17 protein-coding genes are annotated in these 17,988 nt (G+C 67.0%); 5 read left to right on the top strand and 12 right to left on the bottom strand.

The features are described from left to right. Positions 1 to 7: 7 nt before the first annotated feature. From VD972_RS18505 to VD972_RS18495, 3 genes are all read right to left on the bottom strand, one after another. Positions 8 to 1,063, bottom strand: coding sequence for an amidohydrolase family protein (locus tag VD972_RS18505; RefSeq protein ID WP_324988788.1), 1,056 nt, complete (start codon positions 1,061 to 1,063; stop codon positions 8 to 10). Continuing rightward, positions 1,060 to 2,454: a glycosyltransferase family 2 protein gene (locus VD972_RS18500; protein ID WP_324988786.1), complete on the bottom strand. Its 1,395-nt coding sequence runs from the start codon at positions 2,452 to 2,454 to the stop codon at positions 1,060 to 1,062. The genes VD972_RS18505 and VD972_RS18500 overlap by 4 nt, the downstream gene beginning before the upstream one ends. Before the next feature lie 91 nt (positions 2,455 to 2,545). Then, positions 2,546 to 4,582, bottom strand: coding sequence for a hypothetical protein (locus tag VD972_RS18495; protein ID WP_324988784.1), 2,037 nt, complete (start codon positions 4,580 to 4,582; stop codon positions 2,546 to 2,548). A gap of 245 nt (positions 4,583 to 4,827) precedes the next feature. On the opposite strand from VD972_RS18495, the gene VD972_RS18490 reads away from it, so the two are divergent. Then, positions 4,828 to 5,487: a LysM domain-containing protein gene (locus tag VD972_RS18490; protein WP_324988782.1), complete on the top strand. Its 660-nt coding sequence runs from the start codon at positions 4,828 to 4,830 to the stop codon at positions 5,485 to 5,487. A 31-nt stretch (positions 5,488 to 5,518) separates the two neighbouring features. On the opposite strand, the gene VD972_RS18485 is transcribed toward VD972_RS18490, so the two are convergent. The 3 genes from VD972_RS18485 to VD972_RS18475 all read right to left on the bottom strand — a co-directional run bounded on the left by VD972_RS18485 (position 5,519) and on the right by VD972_RS18475 (position 8,234). Next, the gene (locus tag VD972_RS18485; protein WP_324988780.1) at positions 5,519 to 6,607 is read right to left on the bottom strand and encodes a fructose-specific PTS transporter subunit EIIC; all 1,089 of its coding nucleotides are present in this window, start codon (positions 6,605 to 6,607) and stop codon (positions 5,519 to 5,521) included. Positions 6,608 to 6,687: 80 nt separating this feature from the next. Further along, positions 6,688 to 7,707, bottom strand: coding sequence for a ketoacyl-ACP synthase III (locus tag VD972_RS18480; protein ID WP_324988778.1), 1,020 nt, complete (start codon positions 7,705 to 7,707; stop codon positions 6,688 to 6,690). Between the two features lie 110 nt (positions 7,708 to 7,817). Beyond that, the gene (locus VD972_RS18475) at positions 7,818 to 8,234 is read right to left on the bottom strand and encodes a cupin domain-containing protein (RefSeq protein ID WP_324988776.1); all 417 of its coding nucleotides are present in this window, start codon (positions 8,232 to 8,234) and stop codon (positions 7,818 to 7,820) included. 158 nt (positions 8,235 to 8,392) lie between these two features. Here VD972_RS18475 and VD972_RS18470 point away from each other — a divergent pair, with 158 nt between their 5' ends. Next, the gene (locus tag VD972_RS18470; RefSeq protein ID WP_414654083.1) at positions 8,393 to 8,746 is read left to right on the top strand and encodes a sensor histidine kinase; all 354 of its coding nucleotides are present in this window, start codon (positions 8,393 to 8,395) and stop codon (positions 8,744 to 8,746) included. Between the two features lie 23 nt (positions 8,747 to 8,769). On the opposite strand, the gene VD972_RS18465 is transcribed toward VD972_RS18470, so the two are convergent. The 3 genes from VD972_RS18465 to VD972_RS18455 all read right to left on the bottom strand — a co-directional run bounded on the left by VD972_RS18465 (position 8,770) and on the right by VD972_RS18455 (position 11,686). Further along, a complete protein-coding gene (locus tag VD972_RS18465) occupies positions 8,770 to 10,053 on the bottom strand; it encodes an RNA polymerase sigma factor (protein ID WP_324988775.1) in 1,284 nt (427 codons plus the stop codon). Between the two features lie 62 nt (positions 10,054 to 10,115). Further along, positions 10,116 to 10,553, bottom strand: a complete 438-nt coding sequence (locus VD972_RS18460; protein WP_324988773.1) for a YciI family protein — start codon at positions 10,551 to 10,553, stop codon at positions 10,116 to 10,118. Between the two features lie 200 nt (positions 10,554 to 10,753). Then, complete coding sequence (locus VD972_RS18455) at positions 10,754 to 11,686, bottom strand: serine/threonine-protein kinase (protein WP_324988771.1); 933 nt, start codon at positions 11,684 to 11,686, stop codon at positions 10,754 to 10,756. Positions 11,687 to 11,898: 212 nt separating this feature from the next. On the opposite strand from VD972_RS18455, the gene VD972_RS18450 reads away from it, so the two are divergent. Further along, positions 11,899 to 13,191 (top strand): DUF2254 domain-containing protein, encoded by a 1,293-nt coding sequence (locus tag VD972_RS18450; protein ID WP_324988770.1) that lies wholly within the window; start codon positions 11,899 to 11,901, stop codon positions 13,189 to 13,191. A gap of 117 nt (positions 13,192 to 13,308) precedes the next feature. Continuing rightward, positions 13,309 to 14,832 (top strand): S8 family peptidase, encoded by a 1,524-nt coding sequence (locus VD972_RS18445; RefSeq protein WP_324988768.1) that lies wholly within the window; start codon positions 13,309 to 13,311, stop codon positions 14,830 to 14,832. Between the two features lie 64 nt (positions 14,833 to 14,896). Here VD972_RS18445 and VD972_RS18440 read toward each other — a convergent pair whose 3' ends face one another. Beyond that, on the bottom strand, positions 14,897 to 16,525 hold the full coding sequence (locus tag VD972_RS18440) for a di-heme-cytochrome C peroxidase (protein ID WP_324988767.1): 1,629 nt from the start codon (positions 16,523 to 16,525) through the stop codon (positions 14,897 to 14,899). A 343-nt stretch (positions 16,526 to 16,868) separates the two neighbouring features. On the opposite strand from VD972_RS18440, the gene VD972_RS18435 reads away from it, so the two are divergent. After that, on the top strand, positions 16,869 to 17,111 hold the full coding sequence (locus VD972_RS18435) for a hypothetical protein (RefSeq protein WP_324988765.1): 243 nt from the start codon (positions 16,869 to 16,871) through the stop codon (positions 17,109 to 17,111). Positions 17,112 to 17,180: 69 nt separating this feature from the next. Here the strand turns inward: VD972_RS18435 and VD972_RS18430 are convergent, their stop codons facing one another. Both VD972_RS18430 and VD972_RS18425 read right to left on the bottom strand, forming a co-directional pair. Continuing rightward, positions 17,181 to 17,483 carry a PRC-barrel domain-containing protein gene (locus VD972_RS18430; protein ID WP_324988764.1) on the bottom strand — a complete coding sequence of 101 codons (303 nt, stop codon included), beginning with the start codon at positions 17,481 to 17,483 and terminating at the stop codon, positions 17,181 to 17,183. Between the two features lie 118 nt (positions 17,484 to 17,601). Next, positions 17,602 to 17,988 (bottom strand): hypothetical protein (locus VD972_RS18425; protein ID WP_324988763.1); only part of this gene is annotated, 387 nt, incomplete at its 5' end.

The raw sequence follows: 17,988 nt of genomic DNA, 5'->3' as shown, positions 1-17,988 counted from the left end.
TGGCGCCTCAGGCCGGCGCCATGTGGAAGACGCTCTCGGAGTTGCGATGCGCGATCTGCTCGATGTCCTGCCGCGAGAACGGAGCGTTTCGAAGCACGTCCACGGCGGCTTGCGTGCTCTGGAAGGGGTGGTCGCTCGCGAAGAGGATCCGGTCCGGACCGACGATGGAGTGGCAGTACGCGAGCGTCGGCTGGGAGAACCGGTGATCGTTCATCCCGCTGATCGTGATGAAGAAGTTGTCGCGGACGTACTCGCTCGGCAGCCGCTTGGCGAGGCCAGTGCCCTGCTTGCGATAGCCGCGCTCGTACATGTAGTCGAGGCGATAGAGCCAGTACGGCAGGCCTTCACCCATGTGTCCAAGGACGACCTTCAGCTTGGGGAACCGATCGAACACGCCGCAGACGATCAGGCGCAGCGCGTGCAGCGAGGTCTCCATCTGGAATCCCCAGATGCCCGAGCCGAGCACAGGTCGACCATCCGGTGCCTCGAGCAGTCGCTGCACGTTCGGCGGAGGGTTGCGCGGGTGGAGGTAGATCGCAGCCCCGGTTGCCTCCGCGGCCTCCAGGATGGGCCAGAACTTCGGGTGGTCGAGGTACTCGCCCCCGGTGTGCGAGTTGATCACCAGCCCATTCAGCTTCAGCGTGCGCATCGCGCGCTCGATCTCCTTCGCCGCGCGCTCCGGCGCCTGCGGCGCGACGACGGCGAGGCCGCCGTAGCGCGTGGGGTGGCGACGAATCGTCTCCGCGAGGTGATCGTTCAGCGTCACGGCGAGCGAGGCCGCCGTCTCGGGCTCGAAGAACTGAACGCCCGGCGCCATCAGTGACAGGATCGCCACGTCGACGCCTGCCTCATCCATCATCCGGAGGCGGCCCTCCTCGAGGTCGACGAGAGGCTCGAACCAGGCTCTGCCCCTCGGGTCGTGCAGGAAGAAGCGCGTATCCGCGAGGTCGAGATCCTGCCACCCCGCGCTAACGATGCGCCCCGTCGCCTCGAGGAGCTCGCGCGCCACATAGTGCTCCTCCGTTGCGATGAGCCGGCAAGGCTTGCCTTCGATGTGGATCATGGTGCGTGCTCCTGGAGCGAGCTTAGCGCGATCAGGGTGTGGTCGCCTTGCACCAGGAGCTCCTCCCAGCGCAAACCCTCGGCCTGAAGAGAGGACTCCAGCGCCTCCAGCGAGGCCCAGGGCTGACCGTCCTGGGAGAGGTACATCTCGGCACCTGGCGTGCACAGCAGCACCACCTTGCGGGCAATACGCACCAGCTCCCGCGCCATGCGCCGGGCAGTGGCCTCCGGGAACATCCGCAGGAAGTCGGTGACCACCGCGACCTCGAAGAAGCCGTCCGGGAAGGGGGTGTCGATGCCGAGCAGACACTCAACCGTGCGCTCGGGGAACTGCTCTGCCAGCCGCGCCCGGAGGGTGTGATGGGGCGCGAGCATGTGCGTCACCGGAAGGTGGCAGGCCTCGGCGAAGCCATCCACGCCGACGGCCAGCGAGGGGCCCGGCCCGGCGAGGTGGCTCGCAGCCAGCGCCTGGAGCATGTCCACCGCATACCGGGGGCCCACGCCCTGGATGACCAGGTCGTCGAGCCGGGCGAGCGCGTGGTTGAGGTGGGGCCCGCTGAAGAGCAGGCACACCTCCGTCTCTCGCGTGCGGTGCTTGCGGTGCATGCGGAGCACGTTGGCATCGTGAGAGCGCTGCTTGTCGGCGGTGGAGCTCAGCGGTGGGTGGGGCAGGTGCACCACGGGCGCCTCCCGCGCCACCGCGAAGGAGGCCCCCCCCAGGTGCAGGCGGTAGGAGAAGTCGATGTCCTCCATTCCCCAGCCCAGGAAGTCCGCGTCGAAGCCACCGGCCTCCCTGGCCAGCGCGCGCGGCAGGCTGACGGCAGTCGTCCAGCCCAGCATCCAGGGCGCCTTCAGTTGCTCCAGCCGATCCCCACAGAGCTGGAAGTAGCCCTCGCGCGGATCGTCCCATTCCGGCAGCCGCCGGAGCTGCTCACACGCGGCGTCGAAGCTCTCGGGCGTGAGGCTGGCGAGCGCGGAGACATCCGAGCCGTACTTCGTGCCGTAGCGCGCCACGAGGCCGTACACCGGGTGGATCAGCATGCGGCGGGGGGCCTGCGAGAGCTGCTGGCTGACGGCGCTCAGGAAGCGCGGGGACAGGGCGAGGCCGCTGTCGAGGAAGGTGAGCAGCTCGCCCTGTGCGACCTCGATGCCTCGGTTGCGGGCGGCGGCTCGGCACGAGCGCGGCCCTCGAGGCAGGAAGTGGTAGGAGAGCGAGGGCAGCCGGCCGGTGAACGCCTCCACGACGCCGCGCGTGTCATCCGCCGAGCCATCATCAATGACGATGACCTCAAATTCGAGTCCAGGCACGAGCTGCTGCGCGGCGAGATAAGAGAGCCCCTCGCGCAGCAAGGACGCCATGTTGTAGGTGGGGATGACGACAGACAGTTTCATGGACTCGTTCTATCAGCCACATGTGGCCAGGTGACCTGAACGACCCGCCTGTCTGCCCGTGACCGCTCGGCGGCTCCTGGCTCAACACCCGCTAGGGCTGTGCATACTCTGCCAGCTTGAGCTTGCTGTCCGGGTTGCCAAAGAAGTCCGTGTTGGAGTGGTGAGCGTGGCAGTACAGGATGAGCTTGCCGTTCTTGTCGACGTGGAGGTTGGCGGCCGCGCGGAAGGTGCAGTAGCCCCCGCTGCCTTCGTGCATGTTGCGCGCCGACATCAGCGTCAGCTTGACCGCCCACTCGGAGGGAGTCCAAGCCACCTTGAAGAGATCCGCGTAGTCCTGCCCGGAGTCCACCGGACCCTGGAAGTCATTGTTGTTCGTCGCCACCAGGTAGACGTCTCCCGTCCCGCACTCGGTCATGAACGAGACGTTCTGGTACGGACGGAACGTGCCGGTGAACGAGCTGTCGGCCGCCGAGACGTAGTCCAGGTAGGACCAGAACGTGCTCGAGGACAGGGTGGTGGAGTCGCTGACGTAGAGCCAGCCATTCCTGTCGCTGTCCTTGCCCAGGACGAAGATGAGGTAGCGCGAGTCCTTCAGCTTGGTGAGGGCCACGCCACTGATGGCGCGGGCCGGCACCACGGCCTCACCCTGGTTCCCCGACAGGAGGAAGCGCTGGAGGAATGCGGACGAGCTCCCAGGCGTCCCGAAGTTGAAGAAATCAATGAAGCTCGTCTGGCCCGAGGGAGCCTCCGAAGCGATGGCCACGTAGCGCCCAGAGGCCTGGAGGCCACCCGGATGGCCCGTCCCGGAGAGGGGGTAGTAGTGCTGCGTTCCCCGCAGGGCAGGTGGCTCGCCCGTATAGTCCGCGCCAGAAGTCACCCAGCGCGTGCCGTCCGTGCCACCGGTATCTCCCAGGTGGATCAGGAAGACTCCAGCGCCGCCTACGGAGCTCGGCTTCGAGCGCGTCACCGCGGCCCAGCGGTTGTCCCCCACGCCGGGCAGCCGCGTCATGCTCTGGATATGGTCGTCCCAGGAACCGAACTCCGCCAGCCTCGCGCTGAAAGGAGGAAGGACGTTTCCTCCCTGGGACTTGTAGCGGACGTGTCCAGTCGGGGAAGAAGGCAGCGCGTTGAAGGAGCTCACCACGTTGGGGGTGCAGCGGTTGACGCTGCTCCCGAAGCTCGTCGTCAGATAGCCCTTCATCTCGAACTCGGTCCACTTCTGCGCATAGGACACGCGTGGCTCCGAGCCGAGCTGCGTCGAGCTGAAGACCAGCTCCTGGCTCGTCAGGTTGTTGACCACCACGCCTGACACCCAGCCCTGACGGAGCACCGGGCCCACCCCGCCGTAGTACACGGCCGTCAACCAGTTCCGCGCGGGGAGATTCTGGTGAAGCTGAAGGGACCAGCTCCAGTTGCCGTTGATCCACCGCGCGAACCGCACCCCGATGTCCGCCACGGAAGTGGAGCTGTGATTGAAGAAGGTGTGCGTGTGAGAGGTGAAGTGGCTCTTCTTCCCTCCGTGCACCCAGAGGTAGCCGGCCAGGCAATCCACGGCCCCCACGCAGAAGTTGTCCCTGAACCACTGGTCATCGGCGGTCCAGTCCACGGCCGCAGCCGTGACCGCCTGGGCATTCGTCCGGGCGCCCTGGGGCTTCGCCAGGGGGCCACCTGCCGGATCCGACATGCCAGCGAGGGTGTCCTCGGCCGCGGCGCTGGCGTGAGCCGCTCTGTAGGCCCGCCACTCTTCCTGGGTCGCGCTCGCGACCCGAGCCCGCGCGCGCTCCTCGGCCTGGAGGAGCGCCTCAGGAGCCGTCGCGGTCCTCCCCGTCGCGCGCTCACGCAGGGCCTGGAAGGCCTCCACGGCGCTGGGCTTCTGCAGCAGCTCGCGGAGGTCGGCGGAAGCGGCCGCCGTGTCCAGGCTGCCCATCGCCACGGCGACGGGACCCGACGGACTGTCCCAGAACTCGACCCGCACCTCCCCGAGCTGCTCTGTATGAAGGAGCTCGCCTTGGCCCTCCTGGGATCCGTCCGGGCCTTCCAACGGGGTGAGCTCTCCCTCTGTCCCGGAGAAGCAGCCTGACAACGTGAGCGCCAACATCGAACCCGCGGCTGCGAGCGCCAGCTTCATGCAGTGTGTCTCCCGTCTGGTGAGCTGCCGCGGCGAATAGCACGGGAACACCCTCCCGCTTAAACTGTTTTACATGAAAAATATGATATTCAAGCAACTCAAGAATCCGGGAAATCCAACCCCAGGAGCGGCAGGCGGTGCCACGGCGCGGCGGGGCGCAAGTCGTCGGATTCATGCAGGTGTAACCGGTGCGCCTACTCCGCCGTAATAGAGAGAACTCGCCTCCCCCACCGGAGCACGCCCCCATGTCCACCTACCGAATCAAGAGCGGTGACACCCTCAGCCAGATCGCCCAGCGCCATGGCACCTCCGTGCAGTCACTGGCGAAGGCCAACAACATCAAGAACCCGGACCTCATCATTGCCGGGCGCTCGCTGCAGATTCCGGACGGCTTCGACGGCTCCTCGCGCCGCGGGGCGACCCGGGGTGGAGGCGCGGCCCCGCAGGCGGACCGCCACGATCAGGCGGGCCACAACCACGACCATCCGGGGGGCGCCACGACCACCTCGCCCACGAGCAGCGGGGGCGACATCCACGCAGGCCGCGGCTGGGGCGGATCAGAGGGCGTGGCCGACGCGGCCAAGGCCATCGCGCGGGATCTGGGCGTGCCGGTGACGAGCCAGAAGCGCAACCTCGCGGACACGCAGCGCGTGGGCTCCAGCACCGGGTCGGACCACTTCACGGGCAACTCGAACGCCTTCGCGGTGGACCTGGGAGTCTCCGGCAAGAAGGGAGACGAGCTGGCCCGCGCCATCGCGAAGAAGTACGGCATCCCGGAGGGAAACATCGGGACGTACAACCGCCACATCATCAACGTCGATGGGAAGAAGTACTCGCTGCAGCTGCTGTGGAAGGTGCAGGGTCACTTCGACCACGTGCACCTCGGCATCCGCCGCGCCGACTGACCTTCGCAGTCGACGCGGGCGAATGGAAGGCTCAAGGCACCGGGCTCGCGGCAGGCGCCTCCACCGGTCTCTTGACCACCGCCGCGAGGACACCCGTGACCGCTGAGCCTGCGACGATCGCCAGGAGGTAGGGCAGCAAGGGAGTGGCGGCGCCAGGGATGGCGAGCACGAAGACCCCTCCATGCGGAGCCCGGAGTCCCACGGAGAACATCATCGACAATGCTCCAGCGACGGAAGAGCCGGCGACAAGGCAGGGGATGACCCGCAGCGGATCCTTGGCGGCAAAGGGAATGGCGCCTTCGGCGACGAAGCACAGGCCCAGCACGGCGGCGGCCTTTCCCGCCTCGCGCTCTGACTCCGTAAACCGGTTTCTTGCGATCACCGTCGCCAGCGCCATCCCCAGAGGGGGGCTCATGCCTGCTGCCATGGCCGCGGCCATGGGGGTCAATGTATTGCTGGCAAGCATTCCGATGGAGAAGGCGTAGGTCGCCTTGTTGATCGGCCCCCCTACGTCAATGGACATCATGCCGCCCATGACCGCGCCGAGCAGGACCGCATTGGTGCCGTTGAGGCCCTGAAGGAAGCTGGTCAGCGCCGTCATGACATAGGCCACCGGGACACCGATGACGTAGATCATCAGGAGTCCCACCCCCAACGTCGAGAGCAGCGGCAGGACCAGGATCGGCTTCAAGCTCTCCAGGTTCTTCGGCAGCTTGATGAAGTCTCCCAGCCACTTGGCAAGGTAGCCGGCAAGGAACCCGGCAATGATGCCGCCGAAGAAGCCGGACTGCAGCTGCACCGCCAGCATGCCGCCGACCAGACCCGCTGTCAGTCCCGACTTGTCGGCGATGGAATAGGCGATATAGCCGGAAAACACCGGGACCATCAGCGCGAATGCGCTGTCACTGCCGATCTTCATCAAGGCGGCGGGGAGTGAGCCTTCCTCCTTGAAAGCATCAATCCCGAAGACGAAGGAGAGCGCCATGGTCAGGCCGCCGGCCACCACCAGCGGCAGCATGAAGGACACGCCGTTCATCAGATGGTGATAGGGGCCCTTTGGCTGCTGTTCTGGGAGGGCCTGCGGTGCCGCAGTGGCCGGTGCAGCAGGAAGCGTTGACATCTCACGAATCTCCAGACTTGTGTTGAATTCCCATTAATTCGTGAATTTTTACTTGCATCGCGTCGGAAACACAAGGGGCCTTATTCGGGAGCCTCCTCCAGCTCGCGGCAACGCTCGAGCAGGGTGCCCGCCCAGGTGAGGCCACTGCCCACCACCGTGAGCGCCACCGCGTCTCCCACGCGGGGGTCGTCCCAATGCTCCGAGAGGACGGTGGGGGCGCCCGCGGCTCCGCAGTTGCCGCGGCGGTCCACGTTGAAGAAGTGGCGCGCGTCGGACACCTCCGTCCGCCGCTGCACCGTCTCCAGCATGCGCAGGTTGGCCTGGTGTCCGATGAGGCCCAGGCCCTCCGCGGTGCGTCCCGGGGCAGCCGCGAGGTAGTGCGCGCGCAGCCCGAGGAAGGTCTCGCTGGCGCGCTTGATGGCAAAGGTCTGCACCGCGGCGCCCTTCTGGGTGAAGTGGCCCGCGCGCGGCACCTTCACCTTGTCCGCGCCCGAGGGGCTCCCGCCGAGCAGGGTATGGGTGATGCGCCAGGGGCCGGGGATCCGCGGGCTGAGGAGCGCGGCGCTGGTGGCGTCTCCCCACAACACACAGGAGGAGCGATCCGAGTAGTCCACCACGCGGGTGGAGTTCTCCGGGTTCACCACGAGGATGAAGTCCGGCAGGAACTCCGGCCGCATTCCGGCGAGGAAGTGCAGCTGCGCGCCGAAGGAGGAGCACGCCGCGTTGAGGTCCAGGGAGGGAGCCTCGATGCCCAGCGCCTCCGCGATGCGGCAGGCCTCCGCCGGGATGCACTCGTCTGGCGAGCAGCCGCCGGCAACCACCATCCCCACGTCCTGCACGCTGCGCCCTGCGCGCTCGAGCGCCATCAGCGCCGCGCGCCTGCCCGTCTCCGCGTTGGAGTACTGCGCTGCCTCCAGGGCGCCGCGCACATCCCGGTTGCGGGTCTCGCGGATGTAGTCGAGCGGCAGCACCGTGTGCCGGGTGCGAATGCCCACCCGCTCGAGGATCCACGTGTCATCCGTCTCCAGGCCCAGGTCCTGAAGGAACGCGTTGGTGATGAGGGTCTCTGGGTGGAAGTGTCCGAGCGCGTGGAGGAACATGGGCCCGGTCTACCCATGCCACGTCATCGCTCTGACACGGACTCGCAGATTTCCGCGAAGGCCCGCGGCCTGACGCAGTGCTTCCAGAGCACTTGAGTCAGGAGCTTGAGCTAGCGCGCATCGCCCGGAGGATGCTTCGCGAACCACTGGGCGATGCCCTCCATCTCTGGCTCGAAGACGCCCGAGGAGAAGTTGAGAACCCCGGCGCGTTGGCTGCTGCGGTTCTCGAAGTCATGGGTGACCCCGCCCGGCACGAGCACGAATGAGCCCACGGGCGCATCGATCCACTCCGTCCCGACCAGGAGACTCATCGTACCTTCGATGACGTAGAACACGTCGTCCTCCGGGTGCGAGTGCGCACCGGGACCCTTCGTGTTCGCGTCAAGCCACCACTCGGAGATGGAGTAGGCCCGCGCCGTCTCGTCGCCGTCTGCCTTGAACACGGCGCTGATCCTCCCCATCGGGTACTCGCGTCCCTTACCGGGGGTCAGAACGATGGGCTTGCGCGCTGGCGGGCTCGTGCTCATGGCGGCCTGCTTTATCACAACGCTGCATGGAGCTGCTGGCCGGATGATCAACCCTCCCAAGGATTGGGCTCCCAACACTCCCCCCGCCGAGATGTCGCTCACCTGGCCACTTGGGCAGCGCAGGGCGCACGGAGGATGAGGGTCCCTGGCTCTGCTGTATGGTTCGCACATGGACTCTGCCTCTCGAGCAGGTGATGACGAACCTGCTCTCCAACGCCCTCAAGTACGGAGCGGGCAAGGCCGTGGAGGTGCGGGTGAAAGCGGACAGCGACCGAGCGACGCTTGCCGTCCGGGACCACGGCATTGGGATTCCTCTCGACGACCAGGCTCGGATCTTTGACCGGTTCAAGCGCGCAGTCTCCTCACAGGACTATGGGGGGCTCGGGCTTGGGCTTTGGATTACCAGGCAGGTGGTCGAGGCACACGGTGGCGTCATTCGCGTCAAGAGCGGACCCGGGAACGGAGCCACCTTCTCTGTCGAGCTGCCGTACACCCTCAGCCACAGGGCCTGACCGCACCCGGCGCGCCAGGCGCCCTAATGCGAGGGGCGCAGAGAGAGGCGCGCGCACTCGGCGGCGCGCTCGAGGAGCATCTCGCGCTCACGTGCGTTTCGAGTGAGCGCTGCCGCGCGCTCGAACTCCGCACGGGCCTCCTCGAAGCGGCCGAGCTTTCCGAGGAGGTCTCCGCGCACGCTCGGCAGGAAGTGGTAGCCCTTGAGCGATGGCTCCGAGGTCAGCGCATCGACGAGCTCCAGGCCCACGGCTGGACCGAACGCCATCGAGAGCGCGACCGCCCGATTCAGCTCCACGATGGGTGATGGCATGACCTGGGCGAGCACCTCGTAGAGCGCCGCGATCCGCGCCCAGTCCGTCTCCTCCGGAGTCCGCGCTCGTGCGTGACAGGCGGCGAGCGCGGCCTGCAGCGCGTACGGGCCAGGCGCGCCACCCAGCGCCTCGGCACGCTCGAGCGCCGCGAGCCCCCGGCGGATGAGCAGCTGATCCCAGCGCGCGCGGCTCTGAGCGAGGAGCAGGATGGGCTCTCCCGATGGGCCCACGCGCGCCCGCAAGCGCGACGCCTGGATCTCCATGAGAGCGACGAGGCCGTGGACCTCTGGCTCCTTCGGGACGAGCTCGGCCAGGATACGGCCGAGACGCAGCGCATCCTCACAGAGCCCAGGCCGCACCCAGTCGTCCCCGGCGGTCGCGGAGTAGCCCTCGTTGAACACGAGGTAGAGGACCTCGAGCACCGAGGACAAACGGGCGTCGAGCTCGGCTCCGCGGGGTACCTCGAAGGGGACGCGCTCCTTGGCGAGGGTCCGCTTGGCCCGGACGATTCGCTGGGCGATGGTTGGCTCCGGGACGAGGAACGCTCGCGCGATCTCCTCGGTCGTCAGCCCTCCGAGCAAGCGGAGCGTGAGCGCAACCCGCGCTTCGGTTGAGAGCACCGGGTGGCAGGAGATGAACACGAGGCGCAAGAGATCGTCGCCCATGTCATCGTCGATCGCGGCGTCGAGATCCGGCGCGGACAGCTCTCGACGAAGCTCGATCTCATGGCCGAGCTCCTCGTGCTTGTGCTCGAGCCGCCTGCCTCGGCGCAGCACGTCGATCGCCCGATGCTTCGCGGTGGCCATGAGCCAGGCGCCCGGGTTGTCCGGCGTGCCCGACTCTGGCCACTGCTCGAGCGCGGCGACGAGCGCGTCCTGCGCCAGCTCCTCGGCCAGGCCGACGTCACGCACGATCCGCGTGAGACCGGCAATGAGCCTGGCCGACTCGATCCTCCAGACTGCATTGATGGCGCGGTGCGTCTCGGAAGCCGTCACGGCTGCCGATTAGCGCATCCGCATCAGCCCGTGCAAGGACGAGGCGTGCCAGGGCTCCGGCGTCACGACCTGTTGTTCAGGCGTTGCGTGGTTTCCGCGCGCAGGCGATCCTCCTGCGCCCGGAGCTCGGGAGTGAGCGCGGGCCCGAAGTCGTCGGCCGTGAACACCTGGCGAATCTCGACCTCGCTCTCCATGCCCATGGGGTTGGGAATGCGCTTGACCCACTCGATCGCCTCTTCCCTCGACTTCACCTCCCACATCCAGAAGCCGGCGATCAGCTCCTTTACCTCGGTGAAGGGCCCGTCCATCACGGTCCGCTTGCTTCCAGAGAACCGGACGCGCGCGCCCTTCGAGCTCGGGTGGAGCCCCTCGCCCGCCAGCATCACGCCGGCCTTCACCAGCTCCTCGTTGAACTTCCCCATCTCGGTCAGGAGCCTCTCATCCGGAATGACACCCGCCTCTGAGTTCTTGTCGGCCTTGATCAGGATCATGAACTTCATCGTCGTATCTCCTATGGGTAGGAAGCTGGGATTCCGGACGGTCTCGTCCGGGGTGAGTCCTGCCTCTACTCTTTCGTCGAACAAGGGTTCGCGAGATCGACACGACGATCTATTTTTCCGGCAGTTCTGCCAAGTGCCTGAAATAACGGGACAAAATTGTGTGCTGGCCCGGACAGGAGAGCGCCCCGTGACACTCTTCCCTAGGCCCTGCCCGCCCCCGGCGTGAAGAGCGTCTCCATCATCACGGAGAGGTGTGCCGAGCCGGCCTCCCAGCGCTGGGCGGCAAGGCACTCCTCCAGAGCACGCTGGAACTCGCTCGCGTCCTGGTAGCGGTCGTCCCGCGCCTTGGCCAAGGCTTTCATCACCACGGGATCCAGCACCGCGGGAACCTCCGCCACCTGGGAGGGTGGCAGGGGGTCGTCCTCCAGCACGGCCTGGACCGTGGCTCGCTCCGTGTCGCGCTGGAAGGGGCGAATGGTAGTCAGCAGCTCGTAGAGCACCAGGCCCGTGGCGAAGAGGTCCGTGCGGGGGTCCGGCTCCTGATTCGAGACCTGCTCCGGGGCCAGGCTCTCGAACTGGACCTGGATGATGCCCGGATCCTGCAACTTGATCTGATCCGCGATCTTGCTCGTGCCAAACCCGCTCACCTTCACCGCTCCATCGACGCCCATGAGGATGTCTCTCGCGGTGAGCTCGCGGTGCACCAGCTTCAGCGGGCGCCCCTGGGAATCCAGGCGCGTGTGGGCGTGGTGAAGGCCCGCACAGACGGAGGCGGTGATGCGGAGCGCCAAGGCCGGAGTGAGCAAGGAGGGCGTATGCTCCGCCTTGCGCAGCACCGCGCTCAGGGGCTCACCCTGGACGAACTCCCGGGCAATGTAGTGAGAGTGCTGGAGCTCACCCGACTCGTAGATCTCGACGAGGTTCGGGTGGTGGAGGTGCGCGCCGACCTGCGCCTCTTCGAGGAACACCGGCGCGAAGTCCCCCGTCGCCTCCAGGTGCGGCAGCAGCCGCTTGATGATCAGGTTCCGGGCAGCGGCCCCACCCTCCCGCGGGCGTGCGATCCACAGCTCCGCCGTGCTGCCGACGGCGAATCTCTTGAGAAGCTCGTAGCTGCCAAAGAGGCGAGGCGTCATGGCCGAAGCATCCGGGAACGTTCACCTAAAAGGAAACCTACCGAAGAACCTTTTCCTGACCCGGTGCGGAAATGAGGCCCGGAGGCCATCAAGCCTCGCCTCCTCGAAGGGACCTGGTTCCATGCTCCACGGCGGTGATCCCCAGCGCGCGAGGCCCGCCTGTGGTAGGCGGCACGGACGCACTCCCAACAAAGAGCGCGAGAGGACGAGGCATGAGACGGCTTCAGTTGGCGCGCATCCGCATGCAGCTCCAGACGAGCCTGTGGACGTCTCCCGCCCTCGCGGTGGTGGCTGCGCTGGTGCTGGCGCAGGCGCTGCAACGGGTGGACAGCCAGCTGGGTCAGGAGCGGGAGGCATGGTTTCTCTTCGGAGGCGGGGCCGAGAGCGCTCGAGAGCTCCTCTCCACCATTGCCTCCTCCCTGCTGACGTTCACGGGCCTGGTGTTCTCCGTCACCATCCTGGTGCTCCAGCTGGCCAGCAGTCAGTTCTCCTCGCGTGTTCTTCGAACCTTCCTCGAGGACCGCTTCACCCGCTTCTCCATGGGCGTCTTCATCGGCAGCTTCGTCTACGCCATGGTGCTGCTGCCCGAGGTGCGGGCGGGCGTGGGGCAGGAGCCGGAGTTCGTCCCGGCCCTCTCCATCTTCGTTGCCTTCCTCCTGGTGCTCCTCAGCGTCGGAGTCTTCGTCCACTACATCCACCACATGGCCCACTCCATTCGCGCCGTGCACGTGGTGTTCCGGGTGGCGGAGGAGACGCGCAAGACCATGGAGACGCTGTACCCGGAGGGTGCCCTCAAGGAGCCGGTAGACCCGACACCGCTGCCCTCGGGCGCGCCGGACCAGTCTTTCGCGCATGACAGGCCTCCGGGAGTCGTGGCCGCCGTGGAAGAGCAGGTCCTGATGAGGCTCGCGTGCACGCATGGCGTGGTGATTGCGCTCGTCCCGCTGGTGGGGGACTTCCTTCCCCGAGGCGCACCGCTCTTCCAGGTGTGGGGGAAGTCTGCGTTGCGCCGCGAGGAGCTGCGAGAGGCCGTGGTGGTGGCCAAGGAGCGGACTCCCCACCAGGATGTCGCTTTTGGCCTCCGCCAGCTGGTGGACGTGGCGGAGCGCGCACTCTCCCCCGGCATCAATGATCCCACCACCGCCGTGCAGGCGCTGGACCAGATTCATGACCTGTTGCGCATGCTGGCGCTCCGGCCGTTCCCAGCTCCGACCCGGGTCGACGCCACCGGCCAGCTCCGCCTCATCCTGCCTCGTCCCGACTGGGAGGCGTTCGTTCGCCTCAGCCTCGATGAGATCCGCGAGTACGGCGAGGGCTCCCTCCAGGTCATGAGGCGCATGCGCGCGGTCCTGACCGATCTGCTCACCGTTGCGCCTGCTTCCAGGCGTGGAGTGCTCGAGGAGCAACTCTCGCTGCTCACGGCTGCTTCCGAGCGCAGCTTCCAGTCCGAGGTGGAACGGCGGCTCGCGGAGACGTCGAGCTCCCAGGGACATGGTGAAGCATGAGCCCCCGTCGACTGCGCGCCCCAGTGCAGCCCCACCCTGCTTTACATGCCTTTCTTGTTTTACGGCTTGACATCCCAAGGAAGGTGGCGGTACCTCGGCTGCGAGGAGGAAGCACACATGCGCAACCTGCGGAACGTCCTGAGGGTGGTGCCCTGGCTGGTCCTGTCCGCCTGCGGCCCTGACGCGGGCCTGGCCCTGGTTGAGGGTGCCGAGGCCCTGGCAACCCCCCCCCAGCTGCTGCGGGCCAAGGTCCCCATCCGCGACCAGTACGTGGTGGTGCTCGCGCAGCCATCCGAGGACCTGGCGATGACCCAGGTGGCCGCGATGGCGGACACGCTCGTGGCACGCCATGGCGGTCAGGTGCTCCAGGTCTACGAGAAGGCCTTGCGCGGCTTCACGGCGCGCATGACGGAGTCCCAGGCGCTCGCGCTCGCCCGGAACCCGGCGGTGGCCTCCGTCGAAGAGGATGGCCTGGTGCAGATCGAGTCCGTGCAGGCGCCTCCTGGCAACTGGGGGAAGGACCGCATCGATCAGCGCACCCTGCCGCTCGACAACCAGTACACCTACTTCGGCACTGGAGCGGGCGTGCATGCCTACGTCATCAGCACCGGCATCCGCACAACCCATATGGACTTCGGTGGCCGGGCCACCGGGGACTTCTCCATCGTCAGTGACGGCCTTGGTGCCAGCGACTGCAATGGCGTGGGCACTCACTGGGCCGCCGTCGTCGGCGGCAACACGTATGGAGTGGCCCGGGGCGCTCGCCTGCACTCGGTGCGCGTGCTGAACTGCAGCGGCTCGGGCACCACCTCCGGTGTCATCGCAGGTGTGGACTGGGTCACCGCCAACCACATCAAGCCGGCCGTGGCCCTGCTGAGTCTCGGAGGCCCCGCCAGCGCCGCGCTGGATGCGGCCGTCAGCAACTCGATCGCCTCCGGCGTCACCTACGTGGCGTCCGCCGGCAGCAGCGCCACGGATGCGTGCACGACGTCTCCCTCGCGCATCCCCGCGGTCCTCACCGTAGGCTCCTCCACCAGCAGCGACGGGATCGCCTCCTTCTCCGGCACCGGCAGTTGCGTGGATCTGTTCGCCCCGGGCTCCAGCATCACCTCGGCCTGGTACACCAGCAACACCGCCACGAGCACCATCAGCGGCTCCGTGGGGGCCGCCTTCGCCGCGGGCGCTGCGGTGCTCTGGCTGGAGGTGGCACCTTCGGCCTCTCCCGCCGCGGTCTCCTCGGCGCTCACCAGCAACGCCACCACCGGTGTGCTGACTCCCGCTCCCGTACCGCCCACCCCGAACCGGCTGTTGTACACGGGCTTCATCGGCTCGCGGCTGAGGGGAGGCACCACCGTCAGCGGCATCTCCAACCCCCTGGCGGACGTGCGCTACTTCCGGCTGGACGTGCCGGCGGGCACGACCCAGCTGACCTTCAGCATCAGCGGCGGCGCGGGCGATGCAGACTTGTACGTCAAGGCGGGAGCGCTGCCTTCCACCAGCGTCTTCGACTGTGCTCCCTACCTGAGCGGCAACTCGGAGACCTGCATCTTCAACGCCCCGGCGCCGGGCCCCTGGTACGTCATGCTGCACGGCTACGCCAGCTTCTCGGGGGTGTCGCTGACGAACACCGTCACGCAATAGCGCCGGCCGTGCTGGCGCGGCGCCCCAGGTCCTCAGGGCGCTGCGCCAGACGTGTCCACGGACCCTAGAGGGTCTTCATGTACTCCACGATCTGCCAGCGCTGCTCCTCCGTGAAGGGCACACCTTCCTGGGTCATCAGGTATTCGTGGCCGGTGTTCCAGTTCCCCTTGGGGCTCACATCGAAGGTGAACGGGGTGTAGTCCTCGGCGGCCTTCGGCTGATCCAGCGCGTAGCCGACTCGCACCGGATCATACGCACGGCTGCCGAGCGTGAAGGTCTTGCTGCGCTGAGCGGCCGGCAGCAGGAGCTCGTACAGGTTGGGAACAGAGCCATTGTGGAGGTAGGGCGCGGTCGCCCAGATCCCGTTGAGAGGCCGTCCCTTGTACCCGGGGGCGCTGGTAGGAGCGGACGAGGTGCGCGTCGCGTACTCATCGGCAAACGCCTTGACCGCCTCGAGCTTGTGCTTGAGCAGCGAGCCGACGACTGCGTTGACGAGCGGATTCAATCCCGTCGTGAGGCCGTTGTTCTGGGGCCCACCGATCACCGGGCCCGCGATGGAACCGACCTTCTTGCCGTTGTAGATCCCCGCCTTGTACTTGCGCTCATTCATGTTGGCGAGCTCCGTGGGATCGGTCCCGAGCTCCTCGACGGGGGTGATGGCCGCAACGTAGGCAGTCTTGATCGCGACGTCGCGCGCAATCACCTGATGGCACTGGGCGCACGCGTCTGCGTAGAGCTTCTCTCCCTGGGCGGCCTTGGCTCTGTCGATTGCGGGGAAGACGAGCTCCGGCCACGCCGGCGAGTTCAGCTCTCGCACCCAGTTCTCGAGCTTGCCCAGGTTATCGATCATGAAGCTCGACTCGTACTCCGTCGCCTCGGTGAGCGCGACCTTGCCGTAGACGCCGATGACCTCTCCGCCGTTGCGGACGAGGGTCCCCGCTCCCGAGGAGTTGGCCGCGAAGCCTGTCCACTGCACCACATCCGACTGGTCGGTTCCCCACAGGAACGGATAGCTCGCCGGCGCGTCCGAGGGCTTGGCGTTCTCCGGGATGCCGGGCAAGGTGGACATCGTCTGGTTGAAGATGAAGCCGATGGCATCGATTCGAGCGAAGCCGTACTCGATGTGGGCTTTGTTGATCTCGTTGCGCGCGTTGAGCATGGCCGTCTGGGCCTGCAGATCTCCCCGCAGCCCGCTGCGCGCGTTGGGCGAGTCGCCGTCTTTCATCACGGCCTTGGCGAACCGATCGAACTTCGCCTCGTCGGTGAGCGTGGCCTTCATGGCCGCCACGAGCTCGAGGTTCATCGTGTTGAAGTCAGCCAGGGTCGGCGCGCCATCCACCCGTATCCCGATCTTCTGCTGCGTCTGGGGGTTCGTGTACTCGACCTGCCCGGTGTGGCAGGCGGCGCAGGTGAGTCCCAGCCATACCTTGCCGGTCGCATCCGAGCCCTTCGTCCAGCCCACGGGCAGTCCGTCCGGGTTCGAGTCGGTCTTCTTCCTGGGCAGGTAGCGAAAGCGCTCGATGTTGGCTGGGTCCAGGAACGCCTTCTCACTGTCCTTCTGCTCCAGGGCCAGGATCCACGAATAGGGGAGGATCTCGGCGCCCTGCGGGGTGTTGTAGAAAGCCTGCTGGGTGTCGTCGGTCCAGCCTTGCTCGAGCTCGATGACATCCCCGTAGGCGTCAGCGACTCGCATCCCATCTGGGATTTGGTTGCCTGTTTGCGGCGGTGCGTGCCGGCAGGTGCAGAGAAAGAGCCCTGTCACGGCGATCCATGTCCATCCTCGAAATTGCATGCTGCCCCCTCAGGTGATGAAAGGGGGGGGAGGGTAGCATCTGTTCGACACTAGACAAGGGGGATGCCTTCACAGCCACTTGCCCAGCACCGAGTTCACGGCGGTGGAGCGCGGTGTTCCCGTGCGCGCCGCGGGAGGGCAGCGTGCGCTTCGGCGCCTGCCTCGCAGGCCCTCCCTGGCCCCAGGGGGAACCTATTGCCACCGTGAGAGGTCCACCCCGGCGTCCCTCCCCAGGAGACGGCACATGGCAGACACACGGCTCACCCGCGGCAGGGCCTCCCCCTTCACCGCGGCCCTCATGATGGTGGTCATCAGCCTGGTGTTGTTCTTCCTCCCACTCATCAACGGCCTCATCGGCGGCGCAGTGGGCGGCTACATGGCAGGCAGCGGAGGCATCGTGGTGCTCCTGGCCGATGTAGGCCTCTTCATCGGCGCGGCGATCGGTGGCGCCATCGCTCAGTCCGGCCCGCGGCGGCTGCTGGCCTGAAGCGCCCAGCACACCGCGGCCTCCCCACCTCCTAGTACCCTCCCCACCTCCTAGTGCCCTCCCCACCTCCTAGTGCGCGGGGGCGGGCTCGCTCTCTCCGGGCACGATCCGCCGGAGCTCGTCCACGGACACGGAGAGGATGACGGCATCTCCCACGGACTGGATGTAGCGAGAGGGGATCTCGATCTCTCCCGCATGGAAGATGCCCCGCGAGGCGCCGAGCTGATCGGCGGCCTCCTTCCGCAGCTTCACCTGAAGCGCCTCCACGCTCCAGGTGCTGCTGTCCAAGAACAGGCCCGAGACCTCGCCCACCGCTTGGCCGTCCGCTCCAATGACCGTCCGCTTCCGCAGGTTCGTGTCCGAAAGGCGCATCACCCTCCTCCTTACCCCGAGAAGATAGGGGGTGGCGGTGAAGGACGCATCGCGCGGCTCCTGCCCTCTGGGCATGCGAGCTGGCGGGGGCTCACGGGGTAGAACCCCTTCCCCAAAGTCACCCCCCCGTCACCCGCGCCTTCCCCATGGGAGGGACGGCGGCGACGAGGTCCGTCTCGGGTGCCAGCGCCGGCAGAGCCCCCTCTCCCAGGGCGAGGCGCTCGGCGTGGCAGCCCTGGAAGAGCGCCTTCAACAGGTCGGACTCGATGTCGTCGTGGCGGGCGAAGTCATCGATCCAGATCTTGACGATGTAGAGCTGGAACAGCGGTGTCATCCCCACGAGCCAGACCTTCGGGGCAGGCTCCTTACGGATCTCGGGACGCGCTTCACAGGCCGGCCGTGCGACCCGCTCCACCTGCTCCGGGGTGGCCTCCAGCCGCACGAGGAGCTCCACGTTGCACGCGCAGATCTTGTCGGGGGCGTAGAAGTTGTGCAGGCGCGTCTT

Source organism: Hyalangium sp. (assembly GCF_035629615.1).
In the GTDB taxonomy this organism is placed as follows: Bacteria; Myxococcota; Myxococcia; order Myxococcales; family Myxococcaceae; genus Hyalangium.
This window is presented reverse-complemented; position numbering and strand designations above follow the sequence as displayed.